General features: G+C 47.9%; 38 protein-coding genes and 1 tRNA gene. 4 read left to right on the top strand and 35 right to left on the bottom strand.

All coding sequences use genetic code 11. The features are described from left to right. Position 1 precedes the first annotated feature (1 nt). The 29 genes from ACLGLO_RS05375 to ACLGLO_RS05235 all read right to left on the bottom strand — a co-directional run bounded on the left by ACLGLO_RS05375 (position 2) and on the right by ACLGLO_RS05235 (position 18,201). A complete protein-coding gene (locus ACLGLO_RS05375; protein WP_492127891.1) occupies positions 2-430 on the bottom strand; it encodes an RNA-binding domain-containing protein in 429 nt (142 codons plus the stop codon). Positions 431-493: 63 nt separating this feature from the next. After that, entirely contained in the window at positions 494-1,171 is a 678-nt protein-coding gene (locus ACLGLO_RS05370; protein ID WP_492127890.1) for a 50S ribosomal protein L15e, read from the bottom strand. A gap of 276 nt (positions 1,172-1,447) precedes the next feature. After that, positions 1,448-2,116, bottom strand: a complete 669-nt coding sequence (locus ACLGLO_RS05365) for a translation initiation factor IF-6 (protein WP_492127889.1) — start codon at positions 2,114-2,116, stop codon at positions 1,448-1,450. A 95-nt stretch (positions 2,117-2,211) separates the two neighbouring features. Continuing rightward, on the bottom strand, positions 2,212-2,541 hold the full coding sequence (locus tag ACLGLO_RS05360; protein ID WP_492127888.1) for a 50S ribosomal protein L31e: 330 nt from the start codon (positions 2,539-2,541) through the stop codon (positions 2,212-2,214). Between the two features lie 12 nt (positions 2,542-2,553). Continuing rightward, positions 2,554-2,709, bottom strand: coding sequence for a 50S ribosomal protein L39e (locus ACLGLO_RS05355; RefSeq protein WP_492127887.1), 156 nt, complete (start codon positions 2,707-2,709; stop codon positions 2,554-2,556). Positions 2,710-2,723: 14 nt separating this feature from the next. After that, a complete protein-coding gene (locus tag ACLGLO_RS05350; RefSeq protein ID WP_492127886.1) occupies positions 2,724-3,071 on the bottom strand; it encodes a DNA-binding protein in 348 nt (115 codons plus the stop codon). A gap of 61 nt (positions 3,072-3,132) precedes the next feature. Continuing rightward, positions 3,133-3,600 (bottom strand): 30S ribosomal protein S19e, encoded by a 468-nt coding sequence (locus tag ACLGLO_RS05345; RefSeq protein ID WP_492129147.1) that lies wholly within the window; start codon positions 3,598-3,600, stop codon positions 3,133-3,135. 79 nt (positions 3,601-3,679) lie between these two features. After that, positions 3,680-4,354 carry a uracil phosphoribosyltransferase gene (gene upp / locus ACLGLO_RS05340; protein WP_492127885.1) on the bottom strand — a complete coding sequence of 225 codons (675 nt, stop codon included), beginning with the start codon at positions 4,352-4,354 and terminating at the stop codon, positions 3,680-3,682. A gap of 219 nt (positions 4,355-4,573) precedes the next feature. Further along, positions 4,574-5,032 carry a 30S ribosomal protein S15 gene (locus ACLGLO_RS05335; RefSeq protein WP_492127884.1) on the bottom strand — a complete coding sequence of 153 codons (459 nt, stop codon included), beginning with the start codon at positions 5,030-5,032 and terminating at the stop codon, positions 4,574-4,576. Between the two features lie 113 nt (positions 5,033-5,145). Further along, positions 5,146-5,565, bottom strand: a complete 420-nt coding sequence (gene ndk / locus ACLGLO_RS05330) for a nucleoside-diphosphate kinase (RefSeq protein WP_492127883.1) — start codon at positions 5,563-5,565, stop codon at positions 5,146-5,148. 6 nt (positions 5,566-5,571) lie between these two features. Then, entirely contained in the window at positions 5,572-5,760 is a 189-nt protein-coding gene (locus ACLGLO_RS05325; RefSeq protein WP_492127882.1) for a 50S ribosomal protein L24e, read from the bottom strand. Between the two features lie 18 nt (positions 5,761-5,778). After that, positions 5,779-6,018, bottom strand: coding sequence for a 30S ribosomal protein S28e (locus ACLGLO_RS05320; protein WP_492127881.1), 240 nt, complete (start codon positions 6,016-6,018; stop codon positions 5,779-5,781). Between the two features lie 243 nt (positions 6,019-6,261). Beyond that, on the bottom strand, positions 6,262-6,645 hold the full coding sequence (gene rpl7ae / locus ACLGLO_RS05315) for a 50S ribosomal protein L7Ae (protein ID WP_492127880.1): 384 nt from the start codon (positions 6,643-6,645) through the stop codon (positions 6,262-6,264). A 299-nt stretch (positions 6,646-6,944) separates the two neighbouring features. Next, the gene (locus ACLGLO_RS05310; RefSeq protein WP_492127879.1) at positions 6,945-8,693 is read right to left on the bottom strand and encodes a glutamate--tRNA ligase; all 1,749 of its coding nucleotides are present in this window, start codon (positions 8,691-8,693) and stop codon (positions 6,945-6,947) included. Further along, positions 8,641-9,165 (bottom strand): DUF2118 domain-containing protein, encoded by a 525-nt coding sequence (locus ACLGLO_RS05305; RefSeq protein ID WP_492127878.1) that lies wholly within the window; start codon positions 9,163-9,165, stop codon positions 8,641-8,643. Before ACLGLO_RS05305 ends, ACLGLO_RS05310 begins: the two co-directional genes overlap by 53 nt. Continuing rightward, positions 9,166-10,164 (bottom strand): polyprenyl synthetase family protein, encoded by a 999-nt coding sequence (locus ACLGLO_RS05300; RefSeq protein ID WP_492127877.1) that lies wholly within the window; start codon positions 10,162-10,164, stop codon positions 9,166-9,168. It abuts the gene before it with no gap. Between the two features lie 39 nt (positions 10,165-10,203). Further along, a complete protein-coding gene (fni, locus tag ACLGLO_RS05295) occupies positions 10,204-11,292 on the bottom strand; it encodes a type 2 isopentenyl-diphosphate Delta-isomerase (RefSeq protein WP_492127876.1) in 1,089 nt (362 codons plus the stop codon). 88 nt (positions 11,293-11,380) lie between these two features. Then, positions 11,381-12,175, bottom strand: a complete 795-nt coding sequence (locus ACLGLO_RS05290; RefSeq protein ID WP_492127875.1) for an isopentenyl phosphate kinase — start codon at positions 12,173-12,175, stop codon at positions 11,381-11,383. A 3-nt stretch (positions 12,176-12,178) separates the two neighbouring features. Further along, complete coding sequence (locus ACLGLO_RS05285) at positions 12,179-12,949, bottom strand: hypothetical protein (protein ID WP_492127874.1); 771 nt, start codon at positions 12,947-12,949, stop codon at positions 12,179-12,181. Next, the gene (amrB, locus tag ACLGLO_RS05280; RefSeq protein WP_492127873.1) at positions 12,949-13,824 is read right to left on the bottom strand and encodes an AmmeMemoRadiSam system protein B; all 876 of its coding nucleotides are present in this window, start codon (positions 13,822-13,824) and stop codon (positions 12,949-12,951) included. The genes ACLGLO_RS05285 and amrB overlap by 1 nt, the downstream gene beginning before the upstream one ends. Next, positions 13,821-14,453, bottom strand: coding sequence for a 30S ribosomal protein S2 (gene rpsB, locus ACLGLO_RS05275; protein ID WP_492129146.1), 633 nt, complete (start codon positions 14,451-14,453; stop codon positions 13,821-13,823). The genes amrB and rpsB overlap by 4 nt, the downstream gene beginning before the upstream one ends. A 26-nt stretch (positions 14,454-14,479) precedes the next feature. After that, positions 14,480-14,680 carry a DNA-directed RNA polymerase subunit N gene (locus tag ACLGLO_RS05270; protein ID WP_492127872.1) on the bottom strand — a complete coding sequence of 67 codons (201 nt, stop codon included), beginning with the start codon at positions 14,678-14,680 and terminating at the stop codon, positions 14,480-14,482. Positions 14,681-14,689: 9 nt separating this feature from the next. Then, positions 14,690-15,106, bottom strand: a complete 417-nt coding sequence (locus tag ACLGLO_RS05265) for a 30S ribosomal protein S9 (RefSeq protein WP_492127871.1) — start codon at positions 15,104-15,106, stop codon at positions 14,690-14,692. Further along, positions 15,088-15,537, bottom strand: a complete 450-nt coding sequence (locus tag ACLGLO_RS05260; RefSeq protein ID WP_492127870.1) for a 50S ribosomal protein L13 — start codon at positions 15,535-15,537, stop codon at positions 15,088-15,090. Before ACLGLO_RS05260 ends, ACLGLO_RS05265 begins: the two co-directional genes overlap by 19 nt. A 13-nt stretch (positions 15,538-15,550) precedes the next feature. Next, positions 15,551-15,928, bottom strand: coding sequence for a 50S ribosomal protein L18e (locus ACLGLO_RS05255; protein ID WP_492127869.1), 378 nt, complete (start codon positions 15,926-15,928; stop codon positions 15,551-15,553). Between the two features lies 1 nt (position 15,929). After that, positions 15,930-16,766, bottom strand: coding sequence for a DNA-directed RNA polymerase subunit D (locus tag ACLGLO_RS05250; RefSeq protein WP_492127868.1), 837 nt, complete (start codon positions 16,764-16,766; stop codon positions 15,930-15,932). 21 nt (positions 16,767-16,787) lie between these two features. Beyond that, positions 16,788-17,189 (bottom strand): 30S ribosomal protein S11, encoded by a 402-nt coding sequence (locus ACLGLO_RS05245; RefSeq protein ID WP_492127867.1) that lies wholly within the window; start codon positions 17,187-17,189, stop codon positions 16,788-16,790. 5 nt (positions 17,190-17,194) lie between these two features. After that, the gene (locus tag ACLGLO_RS05240; RefSeq protein WP_492127866.1) at positions 17,195-17,701 is read right to left on the bottom strand and encodes a 30S ribosomal protein S4; all 507 of its coding nucleotides are present in this window, start codon (positions 17,699-17,701) and stop codon (positions 17,195-17,197) included. Between the two features lie 5 nt (positions 17,702-17,706). Continuing rightward, positions 17,707-18,201 (bottom strand): 30S ribosomal protein S13, encoded by a 495-nt coding sequence (locus tag ACLGLO_RS05235; RefSeq protein WP_492127865.1) that lies wholly within the window; start codon positions 18,199-18,201, stop codon positions 17,707-17,709. Between the two features lie 176 nt (positions 18,202-18,377). Between ACLGLO_RS05235 and ACLGLO_RS05230 the strand changes: the two genes are divergently transcribed. Continuing rightward, the gene (locus tag ACLGLO_RS05230) at positions 18,378-19,742 is read left to right on the top strand and encodes an MATE family efflux transporter (protein WP_492127864.1); all 1,365 of its coding nucleotides are present in this window, start codon (positions 18,378-18,380) and stop codon (positions 19,740-19,742) included. Between the two features lie 3 nt (positions 19,743-19,745). Here the strand turns inward: ACLGLO_RS05230 and ACLGLO_RS05225 are convergent, their stop codons facing one another. Beyond that, on the bottom strand, positions 19,746-20,864 hold the full coding sequence (locus ACLGLO_RS05225; protein ID WP_492127863.1) for a M42 family metallopeptidase: 1,119 nt from the start codon (positions 20,862-20,864) through the stop codon (positions 19,746-19,748). A gap of 69 nt (positions 20,865-20,933) precedes the next feature. Here ACLGLO_RS05225 and ACLGLO_RS05220 point away from each other — a divergent pair. The 3 genes from ACLGLO_RS05220 to ACLGLO_RS05210 all read left to right on the top strand — a co-directional run bounded on the left by ACLGLO_RS05220 (position 20,934) and on the right by ACLGLO_RS05210 (position 22,257). Continuing rightward, positions 20,934-21,022: transfer RNA gene (locus ACLGLO_RS05220), tRNA-Ser, on the top strand. A 660-nt stretch (positions 21,023-21,682) separates the two neighbouring features. Continuing rightward, entirely contained in the window at positions 21,683-21,919 is a 237-nt protein-coding gene (locus ACLGLO_RS05215) for a DUF433 domain-containing protein (protein WP_492127862.1), read from the top strand. Between the two features lie 11 nt (positions 21,920-21,930). Next, positions 21,931-22,257, top strand: coding sequence for a DUF5615 family PIN-like protein (locus ACLGLO_RS05210; protein WP_492127861.1), 327 nt, complete (start codon positions 21,931-21,933; stop codon positions 22,255-22,257). Positions 22,258-22,786: 529 nt separating this feature from the next. On the opposite strand, the gene ACLGLO_RS05205 is transcribed toward ACLGLO_RS05210, so the two are convergent. The 5 genes from ACLGLO_RS05205 to ACLGLO_RS05185 all read right to left on the bottom strand — a co-directional run bounded on the left by ACLGLO_RS05205 (position 22,787) and on the right by ACLGLO_RS05185 (position 26,377). Beyond that, positions 22,787-23,467, bottom strand: a complete 681-nt coding sequence (locus ACLGLO_RS05205) for a DUF973 family protein (RefSeq protein WP_492127860.1) — start codon at positions 23,465-23,467, stop codon at positions 22,787-22,789. Between the two features lie 85 nt (positions 23,468-23,552). After that, positions 23,553-24,305, bottom strand: a complete 753-nt coding sequence (locus ACLGLO_RS05200) for a mechanosensitive ion channel domain-containing protein (RefSeq protein ID WP_492127859.1) — start codon at positions 24,303-24,305, stop codon at positions 23,553-23,555. A 1-nt stretch (position 24,306) separates the two neighbouring features. Beyond that, entirely contained in the window at positions 24,307-24,960 is a 654-nt protein-coding gene (locus tag ACLGLO_RS05195; RefSeq protein ID WP_492127858.1) for an HAD family hydrolase, read from the bottom strand. Then, a complete protein-coding gene (locus ACLGLO_RS05190) occupies positions 24,957-25,649 on the bottom strand; it encodes an NAD(P)-binding protein (protein ID WP_492127857.1) in 693 nt (230 codons plus the stop codon). Before ACLGLO_RS05190 ends, ACLGLO_RS05195 begins: the two co-directional genes overlap by 4 nt. Next, positions 25,646-26,377, bottom strand: a complete 732-nt coding sequence (locus ACLGLO_RS05185; RefSeq protein WP_492127856.1) for a glycosyltransferase — start codon at positions 26,375-26,377, stop codon at positions 25,646-25,648. The genes ACLGLO_RS05190 and ACLGLO_RS05185 overlap by 4 nt, the downstream gene beginning before the upstream one ends. Positions 26,378-26,452: the final 75 nt, after the last annotated feature.

Below are 26,452 nucleotides of genomic sequence, written 5' to 3'. Positions count from 1 at the left end.
GCTATCTCCCTTTCAGAGCTTCTTCAATAGCTTGAGTGAGAGCCTCTTTTGAAGCAAATCTGATCAGAACTCTGACAGCCTCGTCCGAATCGCTGATTATGAATTTGTTTTCAAGCAGCATGTGCTTGTGAAGCCTCAGATAAAGCTTCTTATCTTCCGTTCTCTGCTCCACCGTTTGAAGAAGAATTCCTTTAGAATAATCGTCGAGTCCGTTCAAAACATACATAGCTATTTTTTCAGAATTGGCTGTTTCAACAATCTTCATGTAAACTATTTCGTTGCCGTAGTGGCCCTTGGCGCTGGACTTGATTATCTTCATTTTCTCCCTCTCTTCCGGAGGGATCAAAGATGACAAGCACTTCTCAATCTTTGCTTCATCTTCAGTTGAGTGCTTTATAGCAGAGATCTCTATGGAGCTGATCCTTACCATCGCTGAGGCCCTTGCATGGAAAAACTGGAATTTTTAGAAAGCTGACTTTCAAGGAAAAATACGCTACTTTATATCGCCGCCGTGGATTTTTTCGAGGACATCGGCAGGAGCAATGAGTCTGGCTCCCCCGCTCGCTTCATGCCTCCTTTTTTCGGCTCTTTCCTTGGCCTTCTTCTTGAACTTATGAGCCACTGTGCCTTTCAGGCCTCTGCTCTTCCTGAGGCCTCTCATTTTCTTTCCAGCGCTCGTTAGAGCTCTGAAGGCTCTCCCTCTGTTCTGAGGTTCAGCTATCCACTTGAGCTGCGGATCGGATTTGATAGCAGGATGATCGGGATCCACGAGGATTACTTCGAACCATTTGCTATTTCCGTCCTCCCCTACGTAGTAGCTGTTCAAGACTTCGAGGTTCGGATATTTTCTCGCCGCCCTTTCCTCAGCTATCAATCTCAGGCTCTTCGCTACAGCATATCCGTAGACTCCGTACCTCTTCGGCCTCCTCCCCTTATTGGGCCTCGGCCTTCTCTGCCCTCCTTTTCTGACTCTTACTCTGACAACTATTATCCCCGGCTTAGCCTTGTATCCAAGGGCCCTCGCCCTATCAAGACGCGTTGGCTTCTCTATCCTCACGACTGTCTGCTGTCTCCGCCATCTTATCATTCTGGATCTGAGCTCATTTCTCAGCTCTCCACTGTGAGGCCTTTTCCAAAGCAACGATATATAGTGATATGCTGACTTGACCATTTAATACGCACCATTGAGATATACAGCTAAACAGTTGTTTGGAAAAAGCGTTTATAAGCTTAACACACTCGCACCGTTCTTCAATGTTATGTGCTTAAGGTGTTTAAGAATCTTTTAGACTTGATTATCTCAAAATTATTCAGAATGTCGATTCGATTCCACGTTTTCAATGAAGAGCGGGGCCGGTTTTTGTGCTTTTTAAAAACTGCTTCTAGGAAATCGGATCTGCGCTCCCTTTGGATTTATGCCTCCGCTTAAAAACAATCATAAGCTTTTTCACGTGAGAGCTGAAGTTATATTCACAAGTTCTGGTCCAGTCGTTGTGCTCCCAACCAATATCCCGCTGTTGTTCATCACTATTCCAATTTTTACGAAGCCGACTCCCTCATTAACTGTTGCGTGAACTGGGGTGACCATCAGCTCATTGCTTATCGTGATTATCTCCGTCTCGGGTATCATCGGATGAATGAATGCTATGCGGTCGTTCGCGACTACCATAGATCCAATTATAGGCAGACCGAGGTAAGATCTTCTATATACAGGTATCTTCAACGCCGATGCTATAGTTTCCTCGACCTCCTTTTCGAAGGATTTTGAAATGTAAGCTGCCTTATTATTCGCTGATATCAAGTTTCCAAGGGCCGTGTGCTTCGTATTCACGGTCACTATCTTAATTGAACCGTCGATTGCTTCTTTCAGGGCATCAATCTCTTCCTGCTTCGTTATGTCTGGGACCAGAATGCAGGAGTCGTTTCCAGCTACAAGCACACCGATTATGTGCATTCCAGCTATGGTGGTCTCGATAGGATCGACTTGCAACGTTTCAGCTATGTTTTTCTTCGCAGCCTTAGATATGTTGGGAGGAATAAGGGCAATTTTGTTGTTGGTAAATATGAATACTCCAATATTTGGGTTCCTGTAGACGTTCAGCTTAGCAACATTCATGAAATCAGACACCGCTCTCAAGCAATTCAAAATTCATTTTGAGCAACAACGAATAAATATAATTAACCTTTTCAGAAAGGGTTTGGATTTTAAGGCTAAGAAGCTGCCTGCTTTGAAGCTTCCTTTTCCTCGGCCGGCAGAGAAACTCTAACTATCTTCGGGATCTTCATGGTCTTTCCATCCTTCGTCTTCACTTCTTCGGATTCCTCGACGGTTATCAAAATCCTGACCTTTCTTGGGGGCTTCTCTATTCCTCTGCTCCAGAGCAATTTGTTTATTTTCTCGTCTATCAGCACTCTCTCCGCCTGGGTTCTCTTCCTTATCAGCTCTCTTATATATCGAGCGGCTCGTGCCGCCCTCTTCGTTCTCCTGGTAGTATATATTTTGGACAGGTTTATCGTGAGCTCAAGCCTGTTCGACTTCAATGGCCACCACCTTCAGACTTTGAGCTTAGATCTTCTCCAGTTCCTTCTCTTCAAGTTGAATCTGACTTTTCTCAGGGTCTTCACTGATACCCACACTGGAACTGGTTGATTGGATTTCGCCGCCTTCGCCAGCCTGAGCTTTTTGCCGAGAGGCTTAAAGTGAGCCATCGAGATCTACCCCTTCAATCCTTCTCCCTAATTTTTATATTATATTCTTTACGAGACCTTGAGTAGATGTCTTGAAGAATTTCTCTGAGTTGCTCATCAGTAAGGGGTTCAACTATTCTTCCGCTTTGGGCCAACATTATCAGCTGCTCTTCTATCAGCTGAGCTATTTCGGGCCTCACCAGCTTTACGTTGTTCAATCTATTCCTGGCCTCAGGCGTCAGTATCTTTCTCAGAATTTCTTGCTTCTGCGCCTCGAACTCTGCCCTCTTCCTCTTCTCTTCTTCCATGCTCATTCTTCTCTGGAGCTCGAGGAGCTTCCGCTGCTGAATCTCAGCAAGCTCTTCGTCGTATTCTTCTCCCACCTTTTACACCCTTTTTCTGATATAATAGTTACTCCGGAATATTAAGGTTCTTTTTTAGAAATTACTCCATGTATTTTTTCAGCTCAGGATTCTTATCAACCAGCTCTTTGAATATATCTCTGCTGATGTTGTCAAGCATTGAAACAGCTGTTGGAGTAAGTTGCCTTCCCGCACCCGGGATCCTTGTCACCAGCCCAGCCGCCTCCAACTGCTTCAAAATGTTCCTAGTGATTGCCCTCGAGGCCCTCCTGAAGTGAGGCGGGCTGCTTCCGAATCTCTTCTTCCCTCCGTAAATGACGCTGAATGTGGAGATGCCGATCGGTTCCCTAGACTTATACATCTTCCTCAGCATAGATGCTGCTCTTATGTACCACCAATCTTCCTGTAGAGGGGGATATTCTTTATGAGTGCCGGTTTTCACAAACACAGCCCATTCTGGAGGCTTTATGATGTTTCCGTATGACTCCTTGATCCTTGCAGCTACCCTTTTAATGAGCTCGCCGGCCGGCACCTGCAGAGCTGTAACCATTTTTCTCACGCTCATTGCGCATTAACTTTTCAGCACCGCTAAACTTTCCCTTCAAGGTTTTTATACTTTACAACCTTCTTTATTCTCCGAATGCCCTGTCGCCAGCATCTCCAAGTCCAGGAACTATATATCCCTTATCGTTCAATTCTGGATCAACCTCAATGGTGTAAACTTGCGACTCTGGATATGCTTCCAGGAACCTCTTTACGGCGAGCTCTGTTGATATGACGTTCGCTAGAATTATCCTCTTCGGCCTCGCTCCTCTCTTTACAAGCTCGTTCATTACCGCTATCGCCGTTGAGCCCGTAGCAAACATTGGGTCAGCTATTATCAGATTATCATCGCTGTTTATCTTTGGGAACTTCACATACTTGATTTCTATATTGAACCACTTATCTTGAGACATCCCCAGCTCTTCAACCCTGCGGGCGCTCACGACTCCCTGCCTTGCCCCCGGAATAATCTTTATCATCCCTTCTACGAGAGGCATCGATGCTCTCAGGACCTGTACTATCACAACTCTGTCTAGATCCGGTATTCTTATTCCTCTGGCCTTTACGCCAAGAGGTGTTTCGACTTCGACATTTTCGGTAGGAAAATCTTCCACGATCCTATATGCTAAGAAAATCCCTAACCTAACTAAGCCTCTCCTGAATTCTATCTGCTTTGTGCTTCTATCCCTCAAGGATGTGAGAATTGCTCTAGCTAACGGATGTGTTACGAACTTTACTCTCTTATCTGATAAAACGCCCATACGAACACCTTTAATGATTTAACTTGGAGGTATTAAAAGAATTATGCACCCGAGCTTCAAGGTGATTTTTCTGCAATGACTTCGAGTCTACCAGTCATGCTCCCATATGGCAACTGTTAAAAAGAATAAACAAAAGCTTTACTCATTACAGGCTTGTTTCAAAGCATGAAATTATGATCCCGAAGTGAGCTCTGCCCTTGATAACAGAAAAATGGGAGCTCATACACTCTGAGATACCATTAGTCTCGCTGCTTCTGGATCGTACTCCCAGTCCTGCGGCAGAACTCCTCTTCTCTTGTAGTATCTGACAAGTCTCCTGATCTTGGACTCAACTTCTTGGAGGCCCTTCTTAACGTTTTCATCCTTTGGATGCTCAGATAGGTGTCTTCTTATGTTGACGGCTTTTCTCATCAAGTTGTAGAGATCCTCAGGTATCGGAGGCAGGAGGTTCCTCTCCTTCAATATCTGCGTCACTTTTTTGTTTGTTACAGACTTCACCAGCGGAATTCCGTATTGATCCCTAAGTATAATTCCTATCATAGATGGAGGATATCCCTTTCTCGCTAGTTCAGCGACCAGCTCCTCAACTTCTTCCGGCTCTAGGCGAAGCCACTTCGGAACTCCTACCCTCACTGGACGAGTGCTGTGCGATTTCCCCTTCTCTCTCGATTTATTCATGCCTTAATCAGCCCTTCTGGAACTTCTCTAAAGAAATTCAAAAATTTGAGATTATAAGGATTAGCTCATTCATTGCCGCTCCCAACCATGAATAATGATGGAAAAGCGTTTCTTCAGCTCAACTCCTCAGGTGAGAAGAAGATTTTGTGCTCCCTCTCAAAGCTTTCCCTTGAGTCTGATGCGTGAACTACATTCTCCTGAATATCTAGGGCATAATCTCCTCTTATCGTCCCCGGAGAGGCCTTCCTCCCGTCGGTGGATCCAATCATCAACCTAACTACGTCAACCGCTGAATCTCCTTCAAGAACCATGACAACAACTGGCCCCCTCGTAGCGAAGTTGACCAAATCTCTGTAGAAGGGCTTTTCTCTGTGCGGAGAATAAAGTTCTTCCGCCTGCTCCTTTCTCATTCTTATCATCTTCATAGCAACGATCCGGAATCCTTTCTTCTCGAACCTGGAAATTATCTCCCCTATGAGCTTCCTCTCAACAGCGTCGGGCTTGATCATAACAAATGTCCTCTCAATAGCCATGTGAAGCTACCTCCTAACGGTTGAAGACTTCAAAGTCCACTTCAATTTCTCAGGCCTTCTGTTGAGAATCATCATATTCTTATAGCACTTTCTGCTGCAGAACCACAGAATGCTTCCGTCTAGCCTGACGAACATGAAACCAGTTCCGGGAAGAATCTCTTTCCCGCAGAAGGCGCATCTTATAAGTTTCGGCATAGCTAACAACCTCCAGCTTTACCTTCCTGAGAGCCTTCTGGCCTCCCTCTCCGTTTCTCTCAATATCAGTATGTCTCCTATCCTTACTGGACCTTTAACGTTTCTTGTGAGGATCCTTCCCTTATCCCTCCCTTCAAGAACTCTGACCCTGACCTGAATGATCTCTCCAGTAACACCTGTCCTTCCAATTATTTGGATGACCTCAGCAGGATAGCCGAACTCTTCGATTACCGCTGATTTTTCTTCTTTCAAACTCATTTGTTCCAACCCCCATTTCCTTCATTATCTTAGAGCTTGTACCCTTCACGGCAAGGGCTTTTCCCTTCAGCCCATTCTGGGGGCTGTTGGGAAAGGTTTCTCATTTATACGACACATGCTTGTGTTAGGACGGAATTTAAACTTTGAGGAGATGCTCGTATTATAGCGTCCAAAAAACCGGTTATAAAAATTTTTATTCATCCTGAAAAAACATCAGACCTTTTTTGAAAGCGGAGCTCCTATTCAGCCTGCTTTTGTTTTGATTTCATTCACTTTGGCTATAAGGTCATTGAGTTCCTGCTTAGCATCTCCTGGTTCAACTATAGCTACAGCAGCAGATTGAACCTCAATTCCTGCAGCTTCTCCCAGCCTTTTCTTGTCTGGTACGTAAACGTAAGGGATCTTTTTCTCCTCGCAGAGGAGCGGAAGATGCGCCACAACTTCTGGCGGATCCACGTTTTCAGCGATCACCACAAGCTTTGCTACTCCCCTTTCGACTGCCTTCGTAGCTTCATTGGTTCCCTTCTTTATCTTTCCACCACTGGTTCTGACTTTCTCAACCAGCTTATATGCCTGTTCAGCAAGCTCAGGTGGCACCTGGAATCTTACGTAGAATGGTTTGGACATGGTCTATTCATCTCTCCCTCTCATTTAATTCACAGTTCGAGGGGTTTGTTTCATCCCCTTCATGGGATTAGGCGAATGGGGTTTATTAGCTTAAGCGTTTTTACTATTCTGAATGCTGTGGATACACATGGAGTTCATTATGAAATATTCAAATGCGAACCTAGCTCAGCCTCTTTTTCTTAAGCATATCCCAACATTATATTTCAGACAATGAGAACATGAAGAATACTGAAGCTCAGCGAAAAAAGAAGCGTTAAAAGAAGAGGAGGCGAATAAATGAAATAAACGTCAGATATTTTTCAGTCGTGAGAGAAGATAAGCAGAGCGTGAGGGCTAGCCGATTTGAGAACAGCAAACCCTACCCTTATCAGCTGCACCGTTCTTCCAACGGATTCCTTCAGCTTCTCTGTGTTTTCAATTGCTCCAATCTTCGTCAGCAAAGACTCTCCCTCGGGAACTGAAAGTATAGCAACCATTGAGCTGTTCTTTGGAACCCACTGAATAATACTCAATCCCCTCTCTCTAGCGTAGCTGAGCTCTCTCGAAATGAGCTCTGCCTTCCCGTCTGAAAGCCGATAGTTGCCCAGCTCCATGAGCCTCACTTCACCGCCGCTCCTCTCTGCAGCACTGTAGTAATCAGCTCTAGAAATGAGAACTCTGTTCCCGCTGCAGACGGTGAACTTTCTTCTTCCGAGCTCAGCCCTCTCCGGATGATAGGGAATCTCAGGCTCGAGGCACTTATCTTCCCCGTTATCGATGCTCACTTCCACTGGATCCTCGACAAACATGAACCTTGGCGAGATTGGATCTATTATCTTCCTGTTCTCTGCTGCTAAATTAGCATAGCTGATGCTGGCATCAGACTGCTTAGCTCCAACAGTAAGAATTACTTCTCTTATCGCCTCCGAGGTTATCCCTCTCTCCCTCAGTCCTCTTATTGTGCCGAACCTGGGATCTTCGGGACCAGAGTACATCCCGCCGCTCTCTTTCAGAATCTTCTTTATCTGCGACTTGCTCATTATGAACTCTTCGAGCCTCAGCCTTCCCAGGTGGATCGCCACCGGTTGCCTCCACCCGAGATGCTCGTAGAGATGCTTCTGCTTGAGGGTGTTTTGAAGGTGCTCTTTTCCCCTTATTATATGCGTGACTCCCATCAGATAATCATCAACAGCGCTGGCGAAGTTGTATGTGGGCCATACTGCATATCTTGAACCGGTAATTGGGTGAGGATATCTATCGGTGTCAATGATCCTGAAGGCCACCCAATCGACCAAGCTTTTGTCAGAATAGCCCAGATCGGTCTTAACTCTGAGAACCGCTTCCCCTTCCCCATAGTGGCCGCTGAGCATCTTCTCGAAGAGCTCGAGGTTCTCCTCAGGAGATTTGCTCCTGTTGGGGTGGACCTCCCCCCTGCTTAGCATCTCCTCATAGTTTTCCTTCGTAGTATCATCGACAAATCCCCCTCCTCTCCTGATGAGCTCCTTAGCTATTTCATAATAGATCGGCATCCTCAGGCTCTGTATGTACTCTTCATCCCACTTTAGCCCGAGCCAACTCAAATCCTCCCTGATCTTCCCGTATGCCTCCAGGAGGGGGGTCTTTATTCTGGGATCTGTGTCCTCAAATCTCAATATGAACTTGCCATTGTACATCCTCGCATACTCATGGCTCAGTATAGCAGGTCTGGCGTTCCCCAAGTGAATTACGAAGTCGGGGTTTGGAGCAAACCTGGTCACAACTGTCCCGAACCTTTCAACTTCCGGCAGAGGTGGCAGCTTCTTTTTCTCTTCTTTTCTTTCCTCATCTATTTTCAGTCCAGGGAACTCCTTTTGAAGCAACTTTTCCTGCTCCTCTCTAGACAAGGAGTTGACTGCATTGACTACCGCCTTAGCTTTCTCAGCTATCTCCCTCGCTCTGGGCTTCAGGTCAGGCCTTTCTCCGAGGACCTTGGGGATAACCGCCCCTACCTGGGCCTTTCCTTCGTGTTTCAGGGCATTAATGAGTGCGTGCTTGAGTATTATCTTCTCCAAATCTTCCTCCTGGCTCATTCTTGAAAAGCACCTTCACTCTGTTGTTAGTATCGACGTAGAGAGTGTACCTGTCCGCCTTCGATGAGAAGTCTTGGTGAACAAGGACTAATAATCCTTCTACCGGCGACCTCACTTTCCGATAGATTCCTTTCTTTGAAACAGCAGCTGCCACCTCCGCCCATTTTTTCACATGATCTCCTTCAGAAACCAGAGCCCAAACACGGCTGTGCTCTATGATGAGAGCTTTCAGATAAACACCTCTCGGAACATAGATGCACCTGTCTTCCTTGAGAACGATGAATCTTTTCTTAATTATCACAGAATTCGAGACCGCATCTCCGCTCGAGAAGCACTCGTTGGGGATCTCCTCGCAGGGGATTTCTCTGAACCCTTCTCCAGGACTTTTTGGGCACTCACCCACATTCAAAAAAGCCAGCTCTTCTTCGTCTTTCTCCGATGGTTCCAGCTCAGCGAAGCATCTGGTTCCCAACTACTTCCTCCTCTTGATTACTAGAAGCGCCATGTCCTTCAAAATGGAGAGAAAAGCTGGATCTGCATTCTTCTCCAGTTCTCTAATGCTCTGGAGAGCATCATTCACGAGACCTTCTGCCTTGCTCCTAGCGTATTCGAGGACGCCGAGCCTCTCCATCAGTTCTGCAACACGAGCATATTTCTCCCTCTCCAGATTTCTCTTGCCTAGGACTTCATCTATGAGCTTCCTCTCGCTGGGCCCGCCTAGCTGGATGGCCTTGATAACCATGAGAGTCTTCTTCCCCTCTCTCAGATCGCTGTAGAGAGGCTTCCCGGTTTCCTCCTCATTTCCGTATATACCGAGAATATCGTCAACTATCTGAAAGGCCAAACCGATGTCCCTTCCATAGCGGGAAAGGAGCTTCAGCTCTTCCTCTCCTGCTTTCCCTAGGATCCCACCTATGTAAACTGATGCCTCGATGAGAGCCGCTGTTTTTTTGTATATCATATCGAAGTACTGCTCCTCTGTGACTTCGGCCATTTTTTCGAACATCATGTCGAGAGCCTGTCCTTCTGCGACTGTAACGGAGGCCCAAGCAAGCTTCCTTGAGGCCTCTACGCACCTGTTGCTCTGCATCTTTTCAGCGCAGTGAGACAGGGGGACGAGCATTGAGAGGGAGAACAGAAGATCTCCCGACAAAATCGCCATGGGGATCCCATATACCCTGTGGACTGTGGGAACTCCCCTCCTGAAGTCGTCGTTGTCCATTATATCATCGTGAACGAGCGTGAAGTTGTGGAAAAGCTCAACTCCAACCGCAAACGGCAGGAGATCTTCTTCCTCCGCTCCGAAAGCCAGGCCGCTGGCGAACAGAAGGGCAGGTCTGAGCCTCTTTCCCCCCGCCTTCAGAATGTGGAACGAAGCTTCATAGAGCTCCTCGGGACTTCCGGTTATTTTCGATACAGCGGAATTTACTTTGGAAGCAACCTCCGATATGAAGCCGTTCAGGTCGACCAATATCGAACCCTCTCTTCATGTTCTACTCACAAACAGGAATTAACTTTTTCCTACGCCGGTCTTCTTCAGCTTTAAGCCCCGCTGAGAGACCCACGATAAGATGGAGGGACCCAGCACTACTGGAGCAAGCTTGAGTTCATTGAGATTTCTTGCCCCCACGAGGAACATGACTTTCCTCAGGAGTTCGATGTATCCCTCGATGAGGCTCCTTAAGCTGCTTTCTGCGATTGAAACGGCCCTGAGCGCAGGGAGGGCAAAACCTGCCATGTCTGCACCGAGCGCTATAGCCTTGGCAACGTCCAGACCACTCCTAACTCCACCGCTTGCTATGATGAAAAGTTCATCGGAAGCGCTCCTTGCTTCCAATATCGAGATAGCTGTCGGGATGCCCCATGACATCATGTCCTCAATTCCTGGAAAGGAAAGGTTCTCCCCCTTCTTGATCCTCCTCAGTATCTCAACCTTGGCCCAGTTCGTCCCTCCAGCTCCAGAAACATCAATGAAGCGTACCCCGCAGCTGCTGAGCTTTTCTGCCGTCTCCCGAGAAATCCCGCTTCCAGTCTCCTTCACAATAACTGGAACGCTGAGCTCTCTGGAGACGCAGCAGATCTTTTCCAGGAGGCCCCTCATATCGGTGTCTCCTTCTCTTTGAAAAACTTCTTGAGCAGGATTGAGGTGAATTGCCAGGGCGTCTGCCTCAATCATCTGCACAGCTTTCTCCGCCGTTTCCAAGGGATTGGCCGAGAGCTGCTGCGCTCCTATATTGGCAACGACCGGAACACTTCTCGCTTCCTCCCTCACGACCCTGTATGTCCAGGAAAGCTCGCTCCTTTCCAGAGCGGCCCGCTGGCTTCCTACTCCTATGGCGATTCCAAACTCCTCAGCGACCCTTGCCATCATCCTGTTTAGCTCCCCAGCGATCTGGTGGCCACCGGTGATCCCCGTGATCATAATGGGAGCTCTGAGCCTCTTTCCCAGAAATTCTGTGGAAGTATCGACCTCGCTGAGGCTCATCTCCGGAAGCGAAGAGTGGATGAGGGAAACCTCACGGAAAAGCGGATCCCCAGCCTCCACTCTCTCCGAAAGAGCAATTATTATGTGATCCATTTTCCTCTCAATTGTACCCATGACCTCACCGTCTTCCTTGTCTTTTGCTGAGCAGTATGTTTAAATGTTCAGCTCATCTTAATCTGATTTTCTCATGAAAACTCTGTAGCTAAGGCAGTATAAGCGTTCCCTCTATTTCCCCTCCTGAAAGGGCTTTCTTGAGGACTTCGCTTCGGGAGCCATCTATGATAGCAACTTCCGGTTTGTTCATAGATGAAGACATGTATTTGTAGATCTTCATGAGCTTTCCCGGAAGGCCGCTCGTCACATCAGCTACGGAGGTCTGGCTCAATCTTATTTTGCTCAAAATCTCCGGTATTTCGTGAAGTTTCAGCTGAGTTATGAGCGATAAAGGATCGCTGAGATCCCTGTATATTCCTACCACATTTGTTGCGAAGACCACCCTCTCCGCCCCAACTTTCTCCGCTAGAATCAACGAGAGATCGTCTCCAGATATTATAGAGGGTAGGCATCCATCCTCCCCAATTAGGATGTCTCCGAAAGTCACCGGCGTGAGGCCCAAGCTGAAAGCGCGGAGCAACGGCTCGAAGTAGCAGGAATAGGTTCCCTTGCGGCAGGAGTTCAGGCAGAAAGAGTGGGGTGGGAAGGAAACAGCCATCACGCCTGCCTCCAGAAGGGATTTCATGACCTTATCGTTGAGCATCATCATAGCTTCTGAGACCGGGGGGACAGAGGATCCCCTCAGCTCACCATAGAGCTCGATCTCACTCTTTGCCGCGACGTGCCCAAATGATCCCCCGCCGTGAACGATCAATATCTGCGAGCCGTTTTCTATCGATTCCCTTGCAACTCTCGATGCCGTTCTGATGACATCCTCTCTGGCAGTGAACGGCTTAGCTTTATCGGTGATTAAGCTTCCGCCCAGCTTAACAACAACTTTCATGCTCTACTCCTCCAGAACAAATGAACAGAAGCCCTCTGGAGATTCAATGGAGTAGACCCCGATGGCCGGAAGAGGAATTCCATAGAGAAAGTGCAAAAGAGCATTGATCCCCCTCTCCGCGAGCTTCTTTCCATGCGGGTCAGCTTTCTTAACAGAAAGGTAGTGCATCGTGACCAGGTGCGAGTTCAGTTTGGCTACCAGATCGGATGTGGCTTCATCCAAAGAGGGAGTTTCCTCGATCTGAGCGAATACACCTCCTTCTTTGACTTTCATCGGATCCACATCGATAACTGCTGTCTCCGAGCCGTAAGAGCCTATTACAGATGCATCGTTCCTCACCGCCTTGGAGATGAGATATCCGAGCCCGTCTGGGAAGCCCAGCTCTCTGTAGAAAATGCCCTCAAGAATTTCATCGATGTCCTCGCCTGCGAAGCTTTCTTCATATATGGAAGAGCCAAGCTCTATAGCTGACAAGACTGAAGAGGCGGTTATAGATGGCGAAAAGCACTCAGCTCCTCCCTCGAGGCTAATAGTGAGCTCGAACGGCTCGGGAAAAACCCTCTCAGCGAAAAGCCTGAGCGCTTTCAGCACTATTCTGTTTTCTTTTCTCATTGCATTTTCAAACAAGATCTTCCTCTCAGGGCCCTTCTTCAGTTTCAGCCTAATGGAAAATTCCCTGTCTGTCCTGTAGATGAGAATGTGAGGCTGGCGATGCGGAATTGGGACAAAAAGGGGGAGGAAGAGTCTCGATTTCTTCTCAATATAATAGCTCATTAAATACCACTTTTAGCGGGGAATCTGGCAGAGAGGTAGCCTACCACTGCCTCCATGTCTCCCGTCACTTCGCCGGAGGTAGCATATTTCAAGAGAACGGGCTCTCCCCCTCCCAGAAGCTTTCGAAGGTACATCAGAACCATAACGCCGCCTGGGCCGCACATGGAGACATCATTTTCAACAATGAATCTGAAGAAGCTCTCTGGATCTCCTCCGGAAATCCTCTTGAAGGCTTCCAAGTCCTTTCTCACTGCAGTGCTGTGGGGCTCGTAGTGAGACATGTCTGTGCTTGCTATCACAATGGCATCTCTTCCGAGCTTCTCGAATGAGCCGAGCAGCTCTCGAGCAAGAGCTTCAGATACCCTTGGGGACTGCTCCTTCATGACTATGGGAACGATCTTCACTCTGTCGCCATATAGAAACTGTATGAAAGGTATTTGAACTTCGACGCTGTGCTCGTAGAGGTGGGCGCTGTACTCTGGTACGGCAACTCTAGAATTCGCTATCAGGTAGTCCCTCACTTCAGTATCTACTTCAATCCTTCCAAGCGGGGTTCTCCAGAACTTCCACGGGGCCAGCGAAACCCCTGGACCGAGCCCAGTATGATTTGGACCGATGATCACGATCGTATCCGGCTTCTTCTCAAGGGAAAGGTTATAGTATGTGTGTGCTGCTACAGGACCGGAGTACATGTAACCTGCATGAGGAGCTATGTAGCCAATGGATCTCCTTTCTTTCCCTTCCTCTGTATGGGGAAGCTTCCCAGGTCCTATCGAATGCAAGAAAGCTTTCCTTATCTGCTCTTCAAGAGAATTTTTGGAAAACTCGTAGAATGTTCCGGCTGCGACTGGCTCTCTCTCCATTTCAATGCTCAAGATTTCCCACCGATCTTCGTCTCGAAAGCATCGGGTGGCTCTGGGAGGTCGGCGTTGGGAGCGAGCTCTCCCCTCTCTCTCAGCACCTGCCTAGTGAGTATCCAGTACAGCAGCGCGAGGCTCCTTCTTCCCTTGTTGTTCGAGGGTATTATCAAATCGATCCCGTCTATTCTGTTGTCTGTATCGCTGAAAGCTACAACTGGTATGCCTATGCGGAATGCCTCAGTGATTATCTGCTGGTCTGCCCTGGGATCTGTGACCACGACCAAGTCCGGCTCGATGTAGTATTCCAGCCTCGGATTGGTGAGGACCCCAGGTATGACTCTTCCCGTTATGCTCTTCGCCCTAGTGTACTGAGAGAACTTCTTGACTGATTGGTGTCCGTACTGCCTGACGCTGACAGCCAAGACCTTTTCAGGCTGATATCTCGCGATCATTTTGGCGGCTATTCTGAGCCTCTCATCTATTTTCCTGACATCCAGCACGTAGAGTCCATCTGGCCTTATTCGGTAGACGAATTCCCTCATAGCTTTGTTGCACACATATGTGCCAATGTGGACTCCAGCAGCGAGGTACTGATCGATTGGAACAAGGAGTTCGAGGGTCTGAGACTCGATTTCACTCTTCATTTTGCTCTCTTCATTCGACAAGCTTTTCACCTCATGGGCTTGAACTTTATTACCTGATCTATCAGGTCTACGTGGGAGATCAGTGTCCTCCTGCAGCAGTACCTGGTTACCCCCAGATCATCCAGAACCTTCTCGGGATCCTCTCCCTTCTCCACTCTCTCTTTGAAGGGTTCCCAGAGATGACCTATGGGTCTGCCGCATGTATAGCATCTGACTGGAATTATCATTTTCCTAGATCACCTGTAGGACTTCTGCCACCTTCTCCTTGCGCTGTACCTCATGTACTTCTCCGGCTCTGTCTGCCTCGGATCCCCGGAGAGGAGGACCCTATCATATTCCAGGAATATTCTCTTAAGCTGCTCGCTTTCGAAGAACTTCACAAGACCCCTCGCTATGGCTGTCCTGGCTGCATCAGCCTGGGACATGATTCCTCCTCCGCTGACCTTCACAACAATATCGACCTTGCTGCGGTATTCGCTTCCCAGAAGGAGAATCGGCTCCATAATCTTGTTCCTGAAAAGCTCGACTGGATGCAGCTCGAGGGGCATTTCATTGACATATACTCTGCCTTTCCCATCCTTGATGAGGACTCTTGCTACTGCTGTCTTCCTCTTAGCTGCTGAAAGTATGAACTTCAAGCGCTTCCACCCCACCCCAACAGCTTAGAAAGCTCTTCAAGTGTCAGGAACTTTGCTTTGAGCTTGGAAGCATCTGCCTCGGGTATTTTCAAAAAGCTCTTCCCCTCGTATTCCTTGGGGGTGCCAATGTAAACCCTCAGGTTCTTGTACGCCATCCTCCCCCTCGGCTTGTTCGGCAACATGCCCTTCACGGTCCTCTTCACTATTCCCGCAGGGGTTTTGGGCCTCCTGATGCCCTGTTTGTCCGGATTTCTGAACGTCCTCACTTTCCAGAGGTTCTTGTATCCTTCAAATACCCTCTCCTTCGATCCGCTGATCACGGCTTTTTCGGCGTTTACTACAATGACTTTCTTCCCTTCCAGCAGCATCTTTGCCACGCGGGAGGCCATTCTCCCCAATATCAGTCCCGATGCATCGATGATTACTTCATTCTCTTGAGCTTCCATAACGAACTGCACCTCACCTGATTATCCTCATTTTTGCTCCCTTCAGGCTTTCAAGAAGCTCGGAGTTGCTGGCCAGCTCTTCTAGGAGGATTACCCTGCAGCCAGAGCTGCTCAGCTTCTCGAGGGCCTTTGCTGTGAGGGAGTCTGCCAGAACTGTTACTTTCTTCTCGACCTTTCCCGCCCCGAGAACTTTTCCGGGCACTACGACTACTTCATTCTCATCAGCATAGCGGTTTATCTTCGAGAGATTTACCTCAACTCTCTTCCTCCTTGGTGAGCTCACCAATTCAGCTACTCTCTCCCAGATTGCCTGACCGTTCTTCGAGGATATTGCCTTCAATCTCCTTACCAGTTTCCTCTTATGAATATTCGTTGGGCCTGTCCTGCTCATTTCACTCACTCTCTATTTTGCTCAGGATTTTTCTGGTGCTCTCCAGCTTCTCTCTGAGTATACTCAGAGAGAGCCTCAAAATCGTCTCGGGGTAAAGGGATCCCGTGGATTCGAACCTCAAAATCTTCTCGTTATCAAGATAATTAATCTTAATGCATTTGGCACACGCCTTTTCTTCGCAGAATCTCAGTATGCTGGTGTTCGAGAACTTCTCCAGCTTTATAGCTCCCTTCTTCACGCTCAAAATTCTCTTGGATAGCTCTTCGCTGTAGCTGGAAATGCACTCGATACAAGTTGAAGAGCTCTCGCACTTGGAAATATCGAATTCTATTTGGGGAACGGAAAGAAGAGTGGATATTGAGACTGGGCTCCACTTTATGTGCTCCTTCCCCCTACCCAGCCGCAGCTCCAGCTCCATAGAAATCTTCTGACCTCTTCCCAAAACTATTATCGGGATCTCGGGAATTACCGGCACGACATCTGGGTCCTCAGGCCTTATGTCACCTGCGTACACGAACCTCCTGTCCGAGTCTTCATTCGATACTTCTAGATAGGCCCTAGCGTAGCAACCCTCGCACTGAGGGCAGTCAGCGCACTTCTCAGGGGAGCCGTACTTTTCCAGCGCTTTCTCGCTGCGGAAGGGTATCATAGCCAACCTGTGGGCCAGAACCTCATCGTGCAACACAGAGTTGTTTTCGAGGACGAGGACGCTGTCAACAGCCATGGTCGGAACTTCCTCTATGATTATTCTTCTCAGAGCTGAAAGCATCTCCAGTGGCACATCTGTGAAGCGGACCTCGGCTGTCTCTCCCTCTATCGAAATGCTGTTGACGCCCATATCAAAGACCTTTATGCCGATTTATACTCTCCTACCTCTCCTTCCTCCAGGCCTTCTGGTCGAGTCATGAGGTATGGGGGTGACATCTTCTATTCTTCCGATAATGAAGCCCGACCTTGCCAGAGCTCTGATCGCTGCTTGAGCACCGGGACCTGGAGTCTTGAGACCGTGACCTCCGGGGGCCCTAACCTTTATGTGAATAGCAGTAATCCCTCTATCCATTGCCATCTGGGCAGCTCTGGAAGCGCTTATCATGGCAGCATAGGGGGAGGGCTTCTCTCTGTCTGCCTTAACGACCATTCCGCCAGAAACTCGAGAAGCTGTCTCTGCCCCAGAGAGGTCTGTGATGTGGACGATCGTGTTGTTCAAGCTGGAATATATGTGGGCAATCCCCCACTTCAGCTCTCTCGAAGAAAGTGCCATTTAGATCACCTTGCCTCCTCAGCCAATTTTTTGAACGGGCTGTTCGGGAGAATGTCTATGAGGTCTTCTTCCTGCCTGGTGACTAGATACCCTGGACTGGTAACCCTCCTCCCCGCTATGCCTATGTGTCCGTGAACAATAAGCTGTCTTGCTTGATAGGGAGACCTCGCCAGCCCTTTCTGATAGACTATTGTCTGTAGCCTTCTGTTCAGAATGTGCTCTGCCGAAACTGAGAGGAGGTCATCCAAGGTAGCTTTTTCCTCCACGATTCCGAGCGAATACAATCTCCGCAATAGAGCTTCTTCCTCTGCCTTTCGCAGAGCCTCGGGAAGAGCCTGCAGCTGCCTCGCTCTGTGCCTTATTTTTCTCGCCATTGTTTGGGCAGACCATATTTCCTTCTTGTTTCTCAGACCATACTTCCCCATGAGCCTGATCTCGGCTTCCAACCTAGTTTTATCCCAAGGATGCCCCGGTCCCGTCCACTTTCTCCTGAGCTTTCTTGGATCACCCATCCGTATCACCCTTGACCTCCTTGGCCTGCTTGAGGCTGCTTCTTCGCCTTCTTCGAAACTCCAACAGTCACTCCCAATCTTCCTGTAGTGTGAGTCCTCTGCCCCCTCACTTTGAGGCCGAGGGAGTGCCTTATCCCCTTCCAGCTCTTTATCTTCTTCTCTCTTTCTATGTCCTGCTTCACTTTGAATATCAGTTCAGAACCTATAAGATGCATGTCTTCGCCAGTTTCAATATCTTTCCTTCTGTTTAGCATCCAAGCAGGAAGGATCTTTTCTCCAGATATCTGGGCCATTGCCCTCTCTATCTTTTCAACCTCTTCCTCTGTGAGGAAGCCAGTCCTCTTCTCTGGGTCTATCCCTATCCTCTTCAATAAGACGTAGGCTGTCGTGTAGCCGATGCCCTTAATTCCCGAGAGACCATAGGCTAGCTTCTTCCTCCCATCGAGGTCTGTTCCGGCCACTCTGACTATGTAGCGAAATCCCTCTTCAGACTGCGACATATCAACACGCACTCCCGCGATGATCATTCGCGAAATCGAGCTTAAACTTGCGCTTAACTAATTAGGAGTAAAGGGTTTTTATATTTGATTTCTCTCCCATTGACGGTGTTTATTTAACCTTAAAATTTCAAATGAAAAGGTGCTGTATTTATTGAAAAGATGAGGTTGTTTTATAATTGAATGCTGACCGCGATGAGATACTGAGAGGGAGCATCTATCGAACGCTGCTGAAGCTCGGGATCCCGCTGGCAGTATCGGAAATGGTTCAGGTTCTGTACGATTTGGCCAATGTCTACTGGCTCGGAAGGGTCGGGAAGGATGCCGTTGCTGCCCCTTCTGCTTCCGGACCCATTATCTCAGTCTTCATAGCCATGATAGGGGGTCTTCTCGCTTCAGGAACAGCGCTCGTCTCCCAATATAGGGGGTCGGGAGACGAAGAAGGTGTGAGAACAAGCGTGGGAGAGGTCTTCTTTCTCGGTATAGTAGCAAGCTCGATAATAGCGCTTTCAGGATTTCTCACTATTGAGAAGATATTCAAGCTGATAGGAATACCAGAGGATGTGCTGCCCTACGCCATCTCCTACTCCAAGATATTCTTCATCAGCACGATTTTTATAGCTCTCTGGGAGGGGTTCAGAGCAGTTGTTTCCGCCGCGGGAAACACTATCCTTCCAATGAAGCTCAATGTTTTGGGGCTCACAATGAATGCTGTTCTCGATCCTTTCTTGATTCTGGGCGTGGGCCCCTTTCCTAGGCTCGAAGTAACTGGGGCTGCAGTTTCAACGCTGATCTCGAGATCCGCGGTTGCGGCTATTTCTCTGAAGCTCATAACGAGGGGACAGGCTGGAGTGAAATTGGAGAAAGACAAGATGAGGCCTAACCCTGAAGTGCTCAAGCTCATGCTGAAAATAGGCGGCCCCCTATCTATCTCGTGGCTGATGGACGGTCTTGGGTTCACAGTTCTAACAGCAATAATAAGCATGGAGGGTAGCACAGCGCTTGCAGCATGGGGAATCGGAGACAGACCCATGAACCTCCTCCACTTCATCGTAATAGGATTTATAGGGGCTACAAGCATTATGGTCGGGCAATCTCTCGGTGCCGGGCTTGCCGAAAGGGCAAGAGAAGTAGTCTTCAAGACTATGATGATAGTTGCAGCAGCGGGAACTTCTGGAGGCCTCCTCTTCGCTACATTTGGACATCAAATCGCCTCGTTTTTCATTGATGATCAGAGCGTAGTAGCTGAAGCATCGCAGTTCTTCCTCTATATGGGAATGACAATAGTGTTCTTTGAGTTCATACAGCTCATGGGTGCTGTGGCGCAGGGAAGCGGGCACACAAGGTTCATGATGGTCGTAAGCCTGGTCAGGATATGGCTGATAAGAAATCTCCTGGCATATCTACTGGGCCCTGGACCCATTGGACTCGGAGTTAAGGGGATTTGGATAGGAATGTCGCTGAGCAATCTCATTTCTGGGGCAATCGCTGTAGCTTGGATGCTCAGAGGAAAGTGGTGGAGGGCGGTTATCAAAAAAACTTGATCTCTACTTCAGAACCTTCTCCCTTATCTCGTCGATCCACTCTGCCGAAAGAGCCTCGTAGAAAGACTTGAGCAGCTCCACCGCGCCGTGGAGGTCTCTCAGATCGAGAAGCTCAACCTGACTGTGTATGTACCTCGTCGGTATGCTGATTGTTCCGGCGGGAACTCCCTCCTTCGTCAGCTGAATTGCGGAAGAATCAGTTGTCCCTCCCGTGAGGACTTCTGCCTGGTAGGGGATCCTCCTCTCTTTAGCAACAGAGACGAGCTTTTCAAATACTTTGGGGTGAGTAAGGAGACCGCTGCCGCTCCTCCCATCGACTATTTTGATTGCTGGACCCAGCCCTAGCTTAGCAACAGCTTCATGCTCCTCGACATCAGCAACATCGTTGGCGGTCGTGGTATCAATGGCAATTGCGATGTGGGGGGATATCTGATAAGCACTCGTCCTGGCCCCCTTCAAGCCCACTTCCTCCTGCACCGTTGCCACGAAGTACAGCGATGCATCTCTGGGTTCGGCTTCAAGAAACGCCTTGAGAGCTACGACGAGGCCTGCCCTGTTGTCGAGAGCTTTGCCCGTTGCCCTGTAGCTTCCAATCGAGATCAGCTCCTGGTCGAACACAATGGGGGATCCCTTATCTATCCCCATTGCAGCTACTTCATCTCTGCTGGAAGCTCCGACATCAATGAAGAGCTTGTTCATCTCGATGACCTTCTTCTCCTCATCTGGTGTCATCAAGTGAGGAGGCTTAACTCCTATCACTCCCTTCATCCACTTTCCTGATGTGCTCCTTACCCTAACCCTCGAACCGGGAAGGATCCTCTCGTTCCACCCGCCGATGGGGGCAAACCTTATGAAGCCCTTATCATCGATGTGCTTCACAATGAGGCCTATTTCATCCATGTGCGCCGCTACCATGAGCTTTCTGTCAGTGGAACCTCTTTTCATAGCTATGACGTTTCCCATCGAATCTATCCACAGCTTATCCGAAGCTTCCTTCAAGTCCTCCACGACTAATTCTCTTACCTCATCTTCAAAACCGCTCGGTCCGCTCGCATCGGAATACTTCTTAAGAAGGGAGATGTATTCTTCTCTGTTGAGATCTTTCATAATTTCCACCACCATGCCAGTTCTCCCCAGCAGAATAAATTTTTATTCTTATTTTCTGAGAAAGCTCTAGATGAAATAAAAAAAGCCGGGGTGCCCGAGCGGACTAAGGGGCTGGCCTTGAGAGCCAGTTCCCCTTGCGGGGAGCGCGGGTTCAAATCCCGCCCCCGGCGCCATGCAGAACTGTTCTCAATTTTGCAAACTCAAAAGCTGGCTACAACCGAAATTCTTTCCTTTCATGGTAGGGATGAGAACTTACATAGGTTGTGGTTTCTAATTTGTTCTCAGTGATGATGACTAATGCATGCGGGAGGCTAACCTCAAGCAACGCATAATAACCAATGCTACTCCTCCTGTACGAATGCTTTCTGAATACAAATGGTTAAGATATCCATAACCCGACGTCTTCTAAGAGGGATAGGAGTAATCGGATGAAATCCCGACCAGGAGGTGAATGGCAAGAGATACACCTCCAAACCAAGGAACCGCTCAAAGAGAACTTTCACTCTTAAGGGTGGAGAGGAAGTCGGCTCCGAACCTCTCCGCATATGAAGAGCTAAGAGGAAGTCAGCTTGTCCAGGAAGACAGGATATCTAGCATATGAATGAAGAATCGCTAACTAGCAAAATATCTAGAAAGATCTGAAAAGCAAGTGTGCTGTTGAAAACATGATTAGAAACATGGTTATTATCTCCGGATCCTCTTGCATTGAAATCTATACACTAAATAGTTTGCTTGGATAATCGCTTCTCTAAGAGATATTAGGTAACATAACAGGTAACAACTTATAACCTGTTAATGTAATGTACATCTAGAAGAGTTGGAGGCGATAACATATGGAGGAGTTGTTGAAGCGTATTGTTGTGGATCCCAAGGTTATGAGCGGAAAACCTGTTATACGTGGGTCGAGAATAACTGTCGACCTAATATTAGAGCTTCTCGCTTCTGGCATGACACCGGAGGAGATTGCCGAAGACTACGAAATAAGCATTGAGGATATAAAAGCGGCATTGCTATATGCCGCCAAAATCCTAGGGCGTGAGGAGATAATGGTTGCTGAGACAAAGGCTTAAGCTACTTCTCGATGAGAATATTGTTAAAAGTTTATGAAGAACTCAAGAAGAGGGGATACGAGGTTCAAACAGTTATTAGAGAGCTACGCAGTGCTTCAGATGAAGAAGTTCTCAGAATAGCCGTAAACCATGGTAAGATAATAGTTACTATGGATAAGGATTTCGGTTACTTAGCACAAGCATATAATCCTCCAGGAATACTACTCCTAAGACTTAGATCTCCTACAATACCTCACAGGCTAGAGGCAATACTACGTGCCTTGCAGTTAAACGAAAAACTCTACGGCTATATAACCGTAGCAACTGAAACTAGTATCAGAAGAAGACCAATTAAGTAAAGCGTTTTCCTGTCATGATACTTCTAGTTATTTCTAGACATTTTAATTCCGTGAGAGGGGTTAGCCCTCGGTGCGGGTTCATAAGCTTCAACCGCACCCCATGGGGCTCCGTTGAGGACAACGCCACGCGCCTCCCATTTGAGTTTAGGTATTTGAGCCAAATTTTTAATGCTCCGATAATATCTCTATCAAGCCCATTTCCAGCTTTCATTTGCTTATTCAAATGCCTCCAACTCATTCTGTGATATATATCATCATGCCGTGATATTAACAGCTCTAATTTTCCCGCTTAATCCACTTAATAGCAGCGCTGCGGCTTACACTTACAATTCCGGCGAACTTGCTAAGCTTGTAGAGCTTCTCGTCGCGTTCATAAAGTATTTACTAGCATTTAGAAGTAATTAAATTTATCGAAAAATTGGGAACAGCCTTGAAAAGAAGTGCTACTATAAAATAATTCTATCATGCTCAACTGCATTTCTTCTACGTGAGAGGGGAAGACCGCGTTTCGAAAAAAAGAAGCTGAAAATCAGGCTGTCGATACTGGAGAGGTAGCTTCAAGCTTCCTGATGCTTTCTCCCAGAGCGACATACATCAGGATCCATGCTATGAATGAAAGGACAGGAACGAACAGCCCGACTATGAAGAGTATTCCCGCGATTAAGAAGAGGGTGTTGTTTTCCGATTCGTGCAGGTCGAATGATAGGATGATGATTCCAATCTTCCCTATGAGGAACAGCAACGCTCCGATCAGAATTATGGGAACAGCTAGCAGAGCGAAAAATGAGAGGAAGGGGATGATGAGAAATATGAGGAGAACGATGCCGAGAATCAAGAGAATGAGGCCCCATACAAAGCCAATGCTGATCAGCTTTGATGCTGTGGAGTACTTCTGCTGCGCATCCCCGAGCTTCTTAGCTCCAGGGACTAGATAAGCATATACTGCGATGAATGACAACAGAAAACCAACAAAAGCAACTAACAACACAGATATTAGTGAGGCAGAAATTGCCGCATTTTTCCAAAACTCGTTGAAATGATTGAAGCGGGGAAGATATGAGAAGCTGCTGATTGGCGTGAATACGCCGATGAGAGAAACAGTTGCCCCTATATCCGCTAAAAGGCTTCCAATTATGAGAAGGAGAGAACCTTTCTGGATCTCCCTGTAAGCATCGGCTAATAGTGAGGACCCTCTGGCGGCTTGAGCCATTATTCCACCCCATTAAATTTAAAAAAAACAAAATATAAACCTGCTTAATCGATTCCAAACAGACTTGTTTAAAAAATCACGAGCTCTAAGCCGTGATTATTTTTGCCTCTGGAAAAGCCGCCATCACGTTCCTGATGACTTCCTCCTCTATAATCGGGATCTTGGCAACGTTCATTATTTCCATAGAAATTTCGAATGCATATTCGTCTTTTCCAGCCTTCATTGATATCTCCGGATTCGATACGAGCTCAGCTCTGACGGCATCGGCGATCTCCTTTAGCTTCTCCATGACTTCAAGCGGGTTTCTGGTTTTGGGAACAATTATGGAAATCGAGTGGATGGAGCCTATCTGCGTCGTCCTGTTTACAATTATTGAGGAGACGAGCTTCGAATATGGTATGAAGACTCTCTCCCTCTTGGGAGTTTCCAGAACGATCCCGGATCCTGTGTCCTCGACCACTCTTCCATAATGATGCTCTACTTCTATCCAGTCCCCGATCTTCGCGAATCCCGAACCCCTCATGAAGTACTGGGATCCCCAGTTTCTGAGGTAGTCTGAGAAGGCTACAATGATAGCGAGTCCCACGAGGAGGAGCAGCGTTGTAAGTATGGAGACCTCGGGAGAGATTATAGCTACTGCTATGAGAGCGGCAATTATGTAAATTATGTACTTTATAACATCTTCAACTTCCCTCCTCACTCTTCTATCGATGGAGCTCATCGCCCTGTCGAGGAGGCGTGATAGGTACTTGGTCAGAAAGTAGACAGCTACAACGAAAGCGCTTGCAACAAGTATTCTCAAGAGGATGAGGAATACGGGATTCTCAATCCATGCCACTCTAATCCACCCCTTTTAAAACGGAACTCAATAGCTCGAGAGCACCGCAGAGATCTGGTGCTCTCCGGGAAGCATATTTCTTCAAATCCTCGGGGACATTTCCCCTGTCAATGAGAATGGAGATGTCTGCTTCCAGAAACATGCATATGTCCGGAAGAGAGTCTCCAATGGCTATCGATGGGTGCCTTTTCCCGCTGCGGGAAACCCTTCTTTTGCACAGCGGGCAGTGAACGCACCAAGGGGTCTCCATTGGATCGCTCTCTTCAAATGAAACTCCAACAACCTTCCCGGAGCTGACCTCTATGAGGGGTGCCCGGATTTTCACTTCCCTCCACCGATCCGTTATCTTTTTAAGCACAGACTCGGCGACCTGCTTGTATGATAGGGTTACGATCTGGACTTCGAACCTTCTGTCTAGGAGGTACTCTATGAGCTCTCTGCTGCATGGGCTCAACTGAGTTTTCGAAGCCATTCTCACAATTTCTTCGACCTCCCTTCCCATGAGCAGGGAAATTATCATCTTGGACTTTTCAATCTCTGGAACATTAAGTCTGAGTACTTCCTCAATCCTTCCGCTTAGGCCGAGCCCCCTGTCAACAACGGCGATCGTCCTCTCCTCAGTGAGGGTCATATCGAGGTCTATGAATGCGCTCACTGTTCCTTCCTCCGCGAGGCTTTCCTTATCGCTTCCTGAACTGCACCTAAGACCCTTTCAGAAGAGCTCTTCCTCACAGCTATGACGAGGAAGTCCCCCTTTGCTATCTCCTCCACTTTCTTTATCGCTCCTTCGCGTGGAGATGTGACTATGATGTCCTTGACATCTCCTGCTTCCGCTGCTGAGCTCAATATAGAGTCCAGGAACTTCAGGTAGTTGACTGGCCTCAGAACGATGAAGTCCATCCCCGTGCTGCTGGGTGGAGAGTAAACAGTTGGCCGGTCTAAGGAGAGGAGCATTCTCACCTCAGCGGTTGCGCAGTCAACTGGACTCAGCACATAGTCTGCCCCGCTTTTTCGCAGAATTTCAACGTTCTTCGGATTGTTGGCAAGAGCAACAACGAGAGGGACAGAGTATGTTTTCTTGGCGCTTTCTGCAAGGTTGGCGTTCAGAGCATCGGAATCAGTGAGAGCAAATAGAGTGTCAGCTATCTTTATCCCTGCATTCTCGAGAGTCGCAACTTCAGTCAAAAGGCCGTGGACAGGCTTCCCGGAAACCTGCCTGGCCATTATTTCTGCGACCTCCGGCGACCTCTCTACCGTGTATATTATTCCCTCCGGATCCGCTTCCCTAATAGCTTTCAATATGAACATGGAGTAGTGGGTTGAGCCAACCACGACATGCCTCACTCGCCGCTCCCCTCCTCGATCCCCCTCATGAGCTCGCCCAAGAGCTTCTCCTCCTCCGCCCTGGTGAGCTTTCCATCCCTCTCAGCCCTCCTCAGAATGGTTTCAGCCACTTCATATGCCATCTCTGTAAGCATTGGAAGAGGCTTCATATCGTGGTCCTTATAGCCGAGGTGCCTCTCGACTATTTTGAGGCCCGCCTTATATATGTCTATGACGATCCCAATGTCCACTCCCCATCCGACTTCCCAGTCAACGACCGAGAACGCTCTTCTCGTCCCGGCGATTTCACCGCTTAGAGGCTGGGAGAGCTTCGAGAGCTCAGGATAGAACATCCTGAGGAGAGGTTTTGCTACCAGCTCGGTTACCCTACCTGAGGCCCTCTCGAAGGTGCCCTTTACAAAATCAGCCTCTCCCGCTCTTATTGGCTCTATGAGCCTCTCAATGAATTTTACGGAAAGGTTCTTTATATCAGCATCGAGAAAAACTATGATATCGCCTCTGGCGAAGTAGAATCCATCCCTCATGGCAGCGCCTTTTCCAGGATATCTGAGGAGGCTTTGGTATACAACTCTCGCGCCCATCTTTGCTGCAATTTCCGGCGTTCCGTCAGTGCTCATTCCATCAACTACTATGATCTCCTTTACACCTGGAACTTTCTTTGCTACCTTTATCGAGTGGGCAATAAACTTCGCCTCATCTTTAGCAGGAAATACTATAGAAACGTCCATCCCTCATCGTGTAAAAATAATCGAATAATCATAAAAATAATTTTGGAATAAACTATTTCGAGAAAAAAAATGTTA

Source organism: Fervidicoccus sp. SLHALR4 (genome assembly GCF_058692745.1).
This window is presented reverse-complemented; position numbering and strand designations above follow the sequence as displayed.

Excerpts from the sequence above, each read along its gene's own strand:
- ndk (WP_492127883.1), bottom strand. The coding sequence starts at position 5,565 with ATGGCTATTGAGAGGACATTTGTTATGATCAAGCCCGACGCTGTTGAG.
- ACLGLO_RS05370 (WP_492127890.1), bottom strand. The coding sequence starts at position 1,171 with ATGGTCAAGTCAGCATATCACTATATATCGTTGCTTTGGAAAAGGCCT.
- ACLGLO_RS05320 (WP_492127881.1), bottom strand. The coding sequence starts at position 6,018 with ATGAGTTTGAAAGAAGAAAAATCAGCGGTAATCGAAGAGTTCGGCTAT.
- ACLGLO_RS05270 (WP_492127872.1), bottom strand. The coding sequence starts at position 14,680 with ATGATAATTCCAGTCAGATGCTATACATGCGGCAGACCCATAGGTCAT.
- ACLGLO_RS05240 (WP_492127866.1), bottom strand. The coding sequence starts at position 17,701 with ATGGGTGATCCAAGAAAGCTCAGGAGAAAGTGGACGGGACCGGGGCAT.
- ACLGLO_RS05235 (WP_492127865.1), bottom strand. The coding sequence starts at position 18,201 with ATGTCGCAGTCTGAAGAGGGATTTCGCTACATAGTCAGAGTGGCCGGA.
- ACLGLO_RS05345 (WP_492129147.1), bottom strand. The coding sequence starts at position 3,600 with ATGGTTACAGCTCTGCAGGTGCCGGCCGGCGAGCTCATTAAAAGGGTA.
- ACLGLO_RS05355 (WP_492127887.1), bottom strand. The coding sequence starts at position 2,709 with ATGGCTCACTTTAAGCCTCTCGGCAAAAAGCTCAGGCTGGCGAAGGCG.
- rpl7ae (WP_492127880.1), bottom strand. The coding sequence starts at position 6,645 with ATGTCCAAACCATTCTACGTAAGATTCCAGGTGCCACCTGAGCTTGCT.
- ACLGLO_RS05335 (WP_492127884.1), bottom strand. The coding sequence starts at position 5,032 with ATGAATAAATCGAGAGAGAAGGGGAAATCGCACAGCACTCGTCCAGTG.
- ACLGLO_RS05285 (WP_492127874.1), bottom strand. The coding sequence starts at position 12,949 with ATGAGCTATTATATTGAGAAGAAATCGAGACTCTTCCTCCCCCTTTTT.
- ACLGLO_RS05375 (WP_492127891.1), bottom strand. The coding sequence starts at position 430 with ATGGTAAGGATCAGCTCCATAGAGATCTCTGCTATAAAGCACTCAACT.
- rpsB (WP_492129146.1), bottom strand. The coding sequence starts at position 14,453 with ATGAAGAGTGAAATCGAGTCTCAGACCCTCGAACTCCTTGTTCCAATC.
- ACLGLO_RS05255 (WP_492127869.1), bottom strand. The coding sequence starts at position 15,928 with ATGAGCAGGACAGGCCCAACGAATATTCATAAGAGGAAACTGGTAAGG.
- ACLGLO_RS05245 (WP_492127867.1), bottom strand. The coding sequence starts at position 17,189 with ATGGCACTTTCTTCGAGAGAGCTGAAGTGGGGGATTGCCCACATATAT.
- ACLGLO_RS05325 (WP_492127882.1), bottom strand. The coding sequence starts at position 5,760 with ATGCCGAAACTTATAAGATGCGCCTTCTGCGGGAAAGAGATTCTTCCC.
- upp (WP_492127885.1), bottom strand. The coding sequence starts at position 4,354 with ATGGGCGTTTTATCAGATAAGAGAGTAAAGTTCGTAACACATCCGTTA.
- ACLGLO_RS05205 (WP_492127860.1), bottom strand. The coding sequence starts at position 23,467 with ATGGCTCAAGCCGCCAGAGGGTCCTCACTATTAGCCGATGCTTACAGG.
- ACLGLO_RS05250 (WP_492127868.1), bottom strand. The coding sequence starts at position 16,766 with ATGGGCGTCAACAGCATTTCGATAGAGGGAGAGACAGCCGAGGTCCGC.
- ACLGLO_RS05290 (WP_492127875.1), bottom strand. The coding sequence starts at position 12,175 with ATGAAAGTTGTTGTTAAGCTGGGCGGAAGCTTAATCACCGATAAAGCT.
- ACLGLO_RS05365 (WP_492127889.1), bottom strand. The coding sequence starts at position 2,116 with ATGAATGTTGCTAAGCTGAACGTCTACAGGAACCCAAATATTGGAGTA.
- fni (WP_492127876.1), bottom strand. The coding sequence starts at position 11,292 with ATGGGTACAATTGAGAGGAAAATGGATCACATAATAATTGCTCTTTCG.
- ACLGLO_RS05185 (WP_492127856.1), bottom strand. The coding sequence starts at position 26,377 with ATGGACGTTTCTATAGTATTTCCTGCTAAAGATGAGGCGAAGTTTATT.
- ACLGLO_RS05210 (WP_492127861.1), top strand. The coding sequence starts at position 21,931 with ATGAGAATATTGTTAAAAGTTTATGAAGAACTCAAGAAGAGGGGATAC.
- ACLGLO_RS05225 (WP_492127863.1), bottom strand. The coding sequence starts at position 20,864 with ATGGTGGTGGAAATTATGAAAGATCTCAACAGAGAAGAATACATCTCC.
- ACLGLO_RS05260 (WP_492127870.1), bottom strand. The coding sequence starts at position 15,537 with ATGGAAGCTCAAGAGAATGAAGTAATCATCGATGCATCGGGACTGATA.
- ACLGLO_RS05310 (WP_492127879.1), bottom strand. The coding sequence starts at position 8,693 with ATGAGCCAGGAGGAAGATTTGGAGAAGATAATACTCAAGCACGCACTC.
- ACLGLO_RS05215 (WP_492127862.1), top strand. The coding sequence starts at position 21,683 with ATGGAGGAGTTGTTGAAGCGTATTGTTGTGGATCCCAAGGTTATGAGC.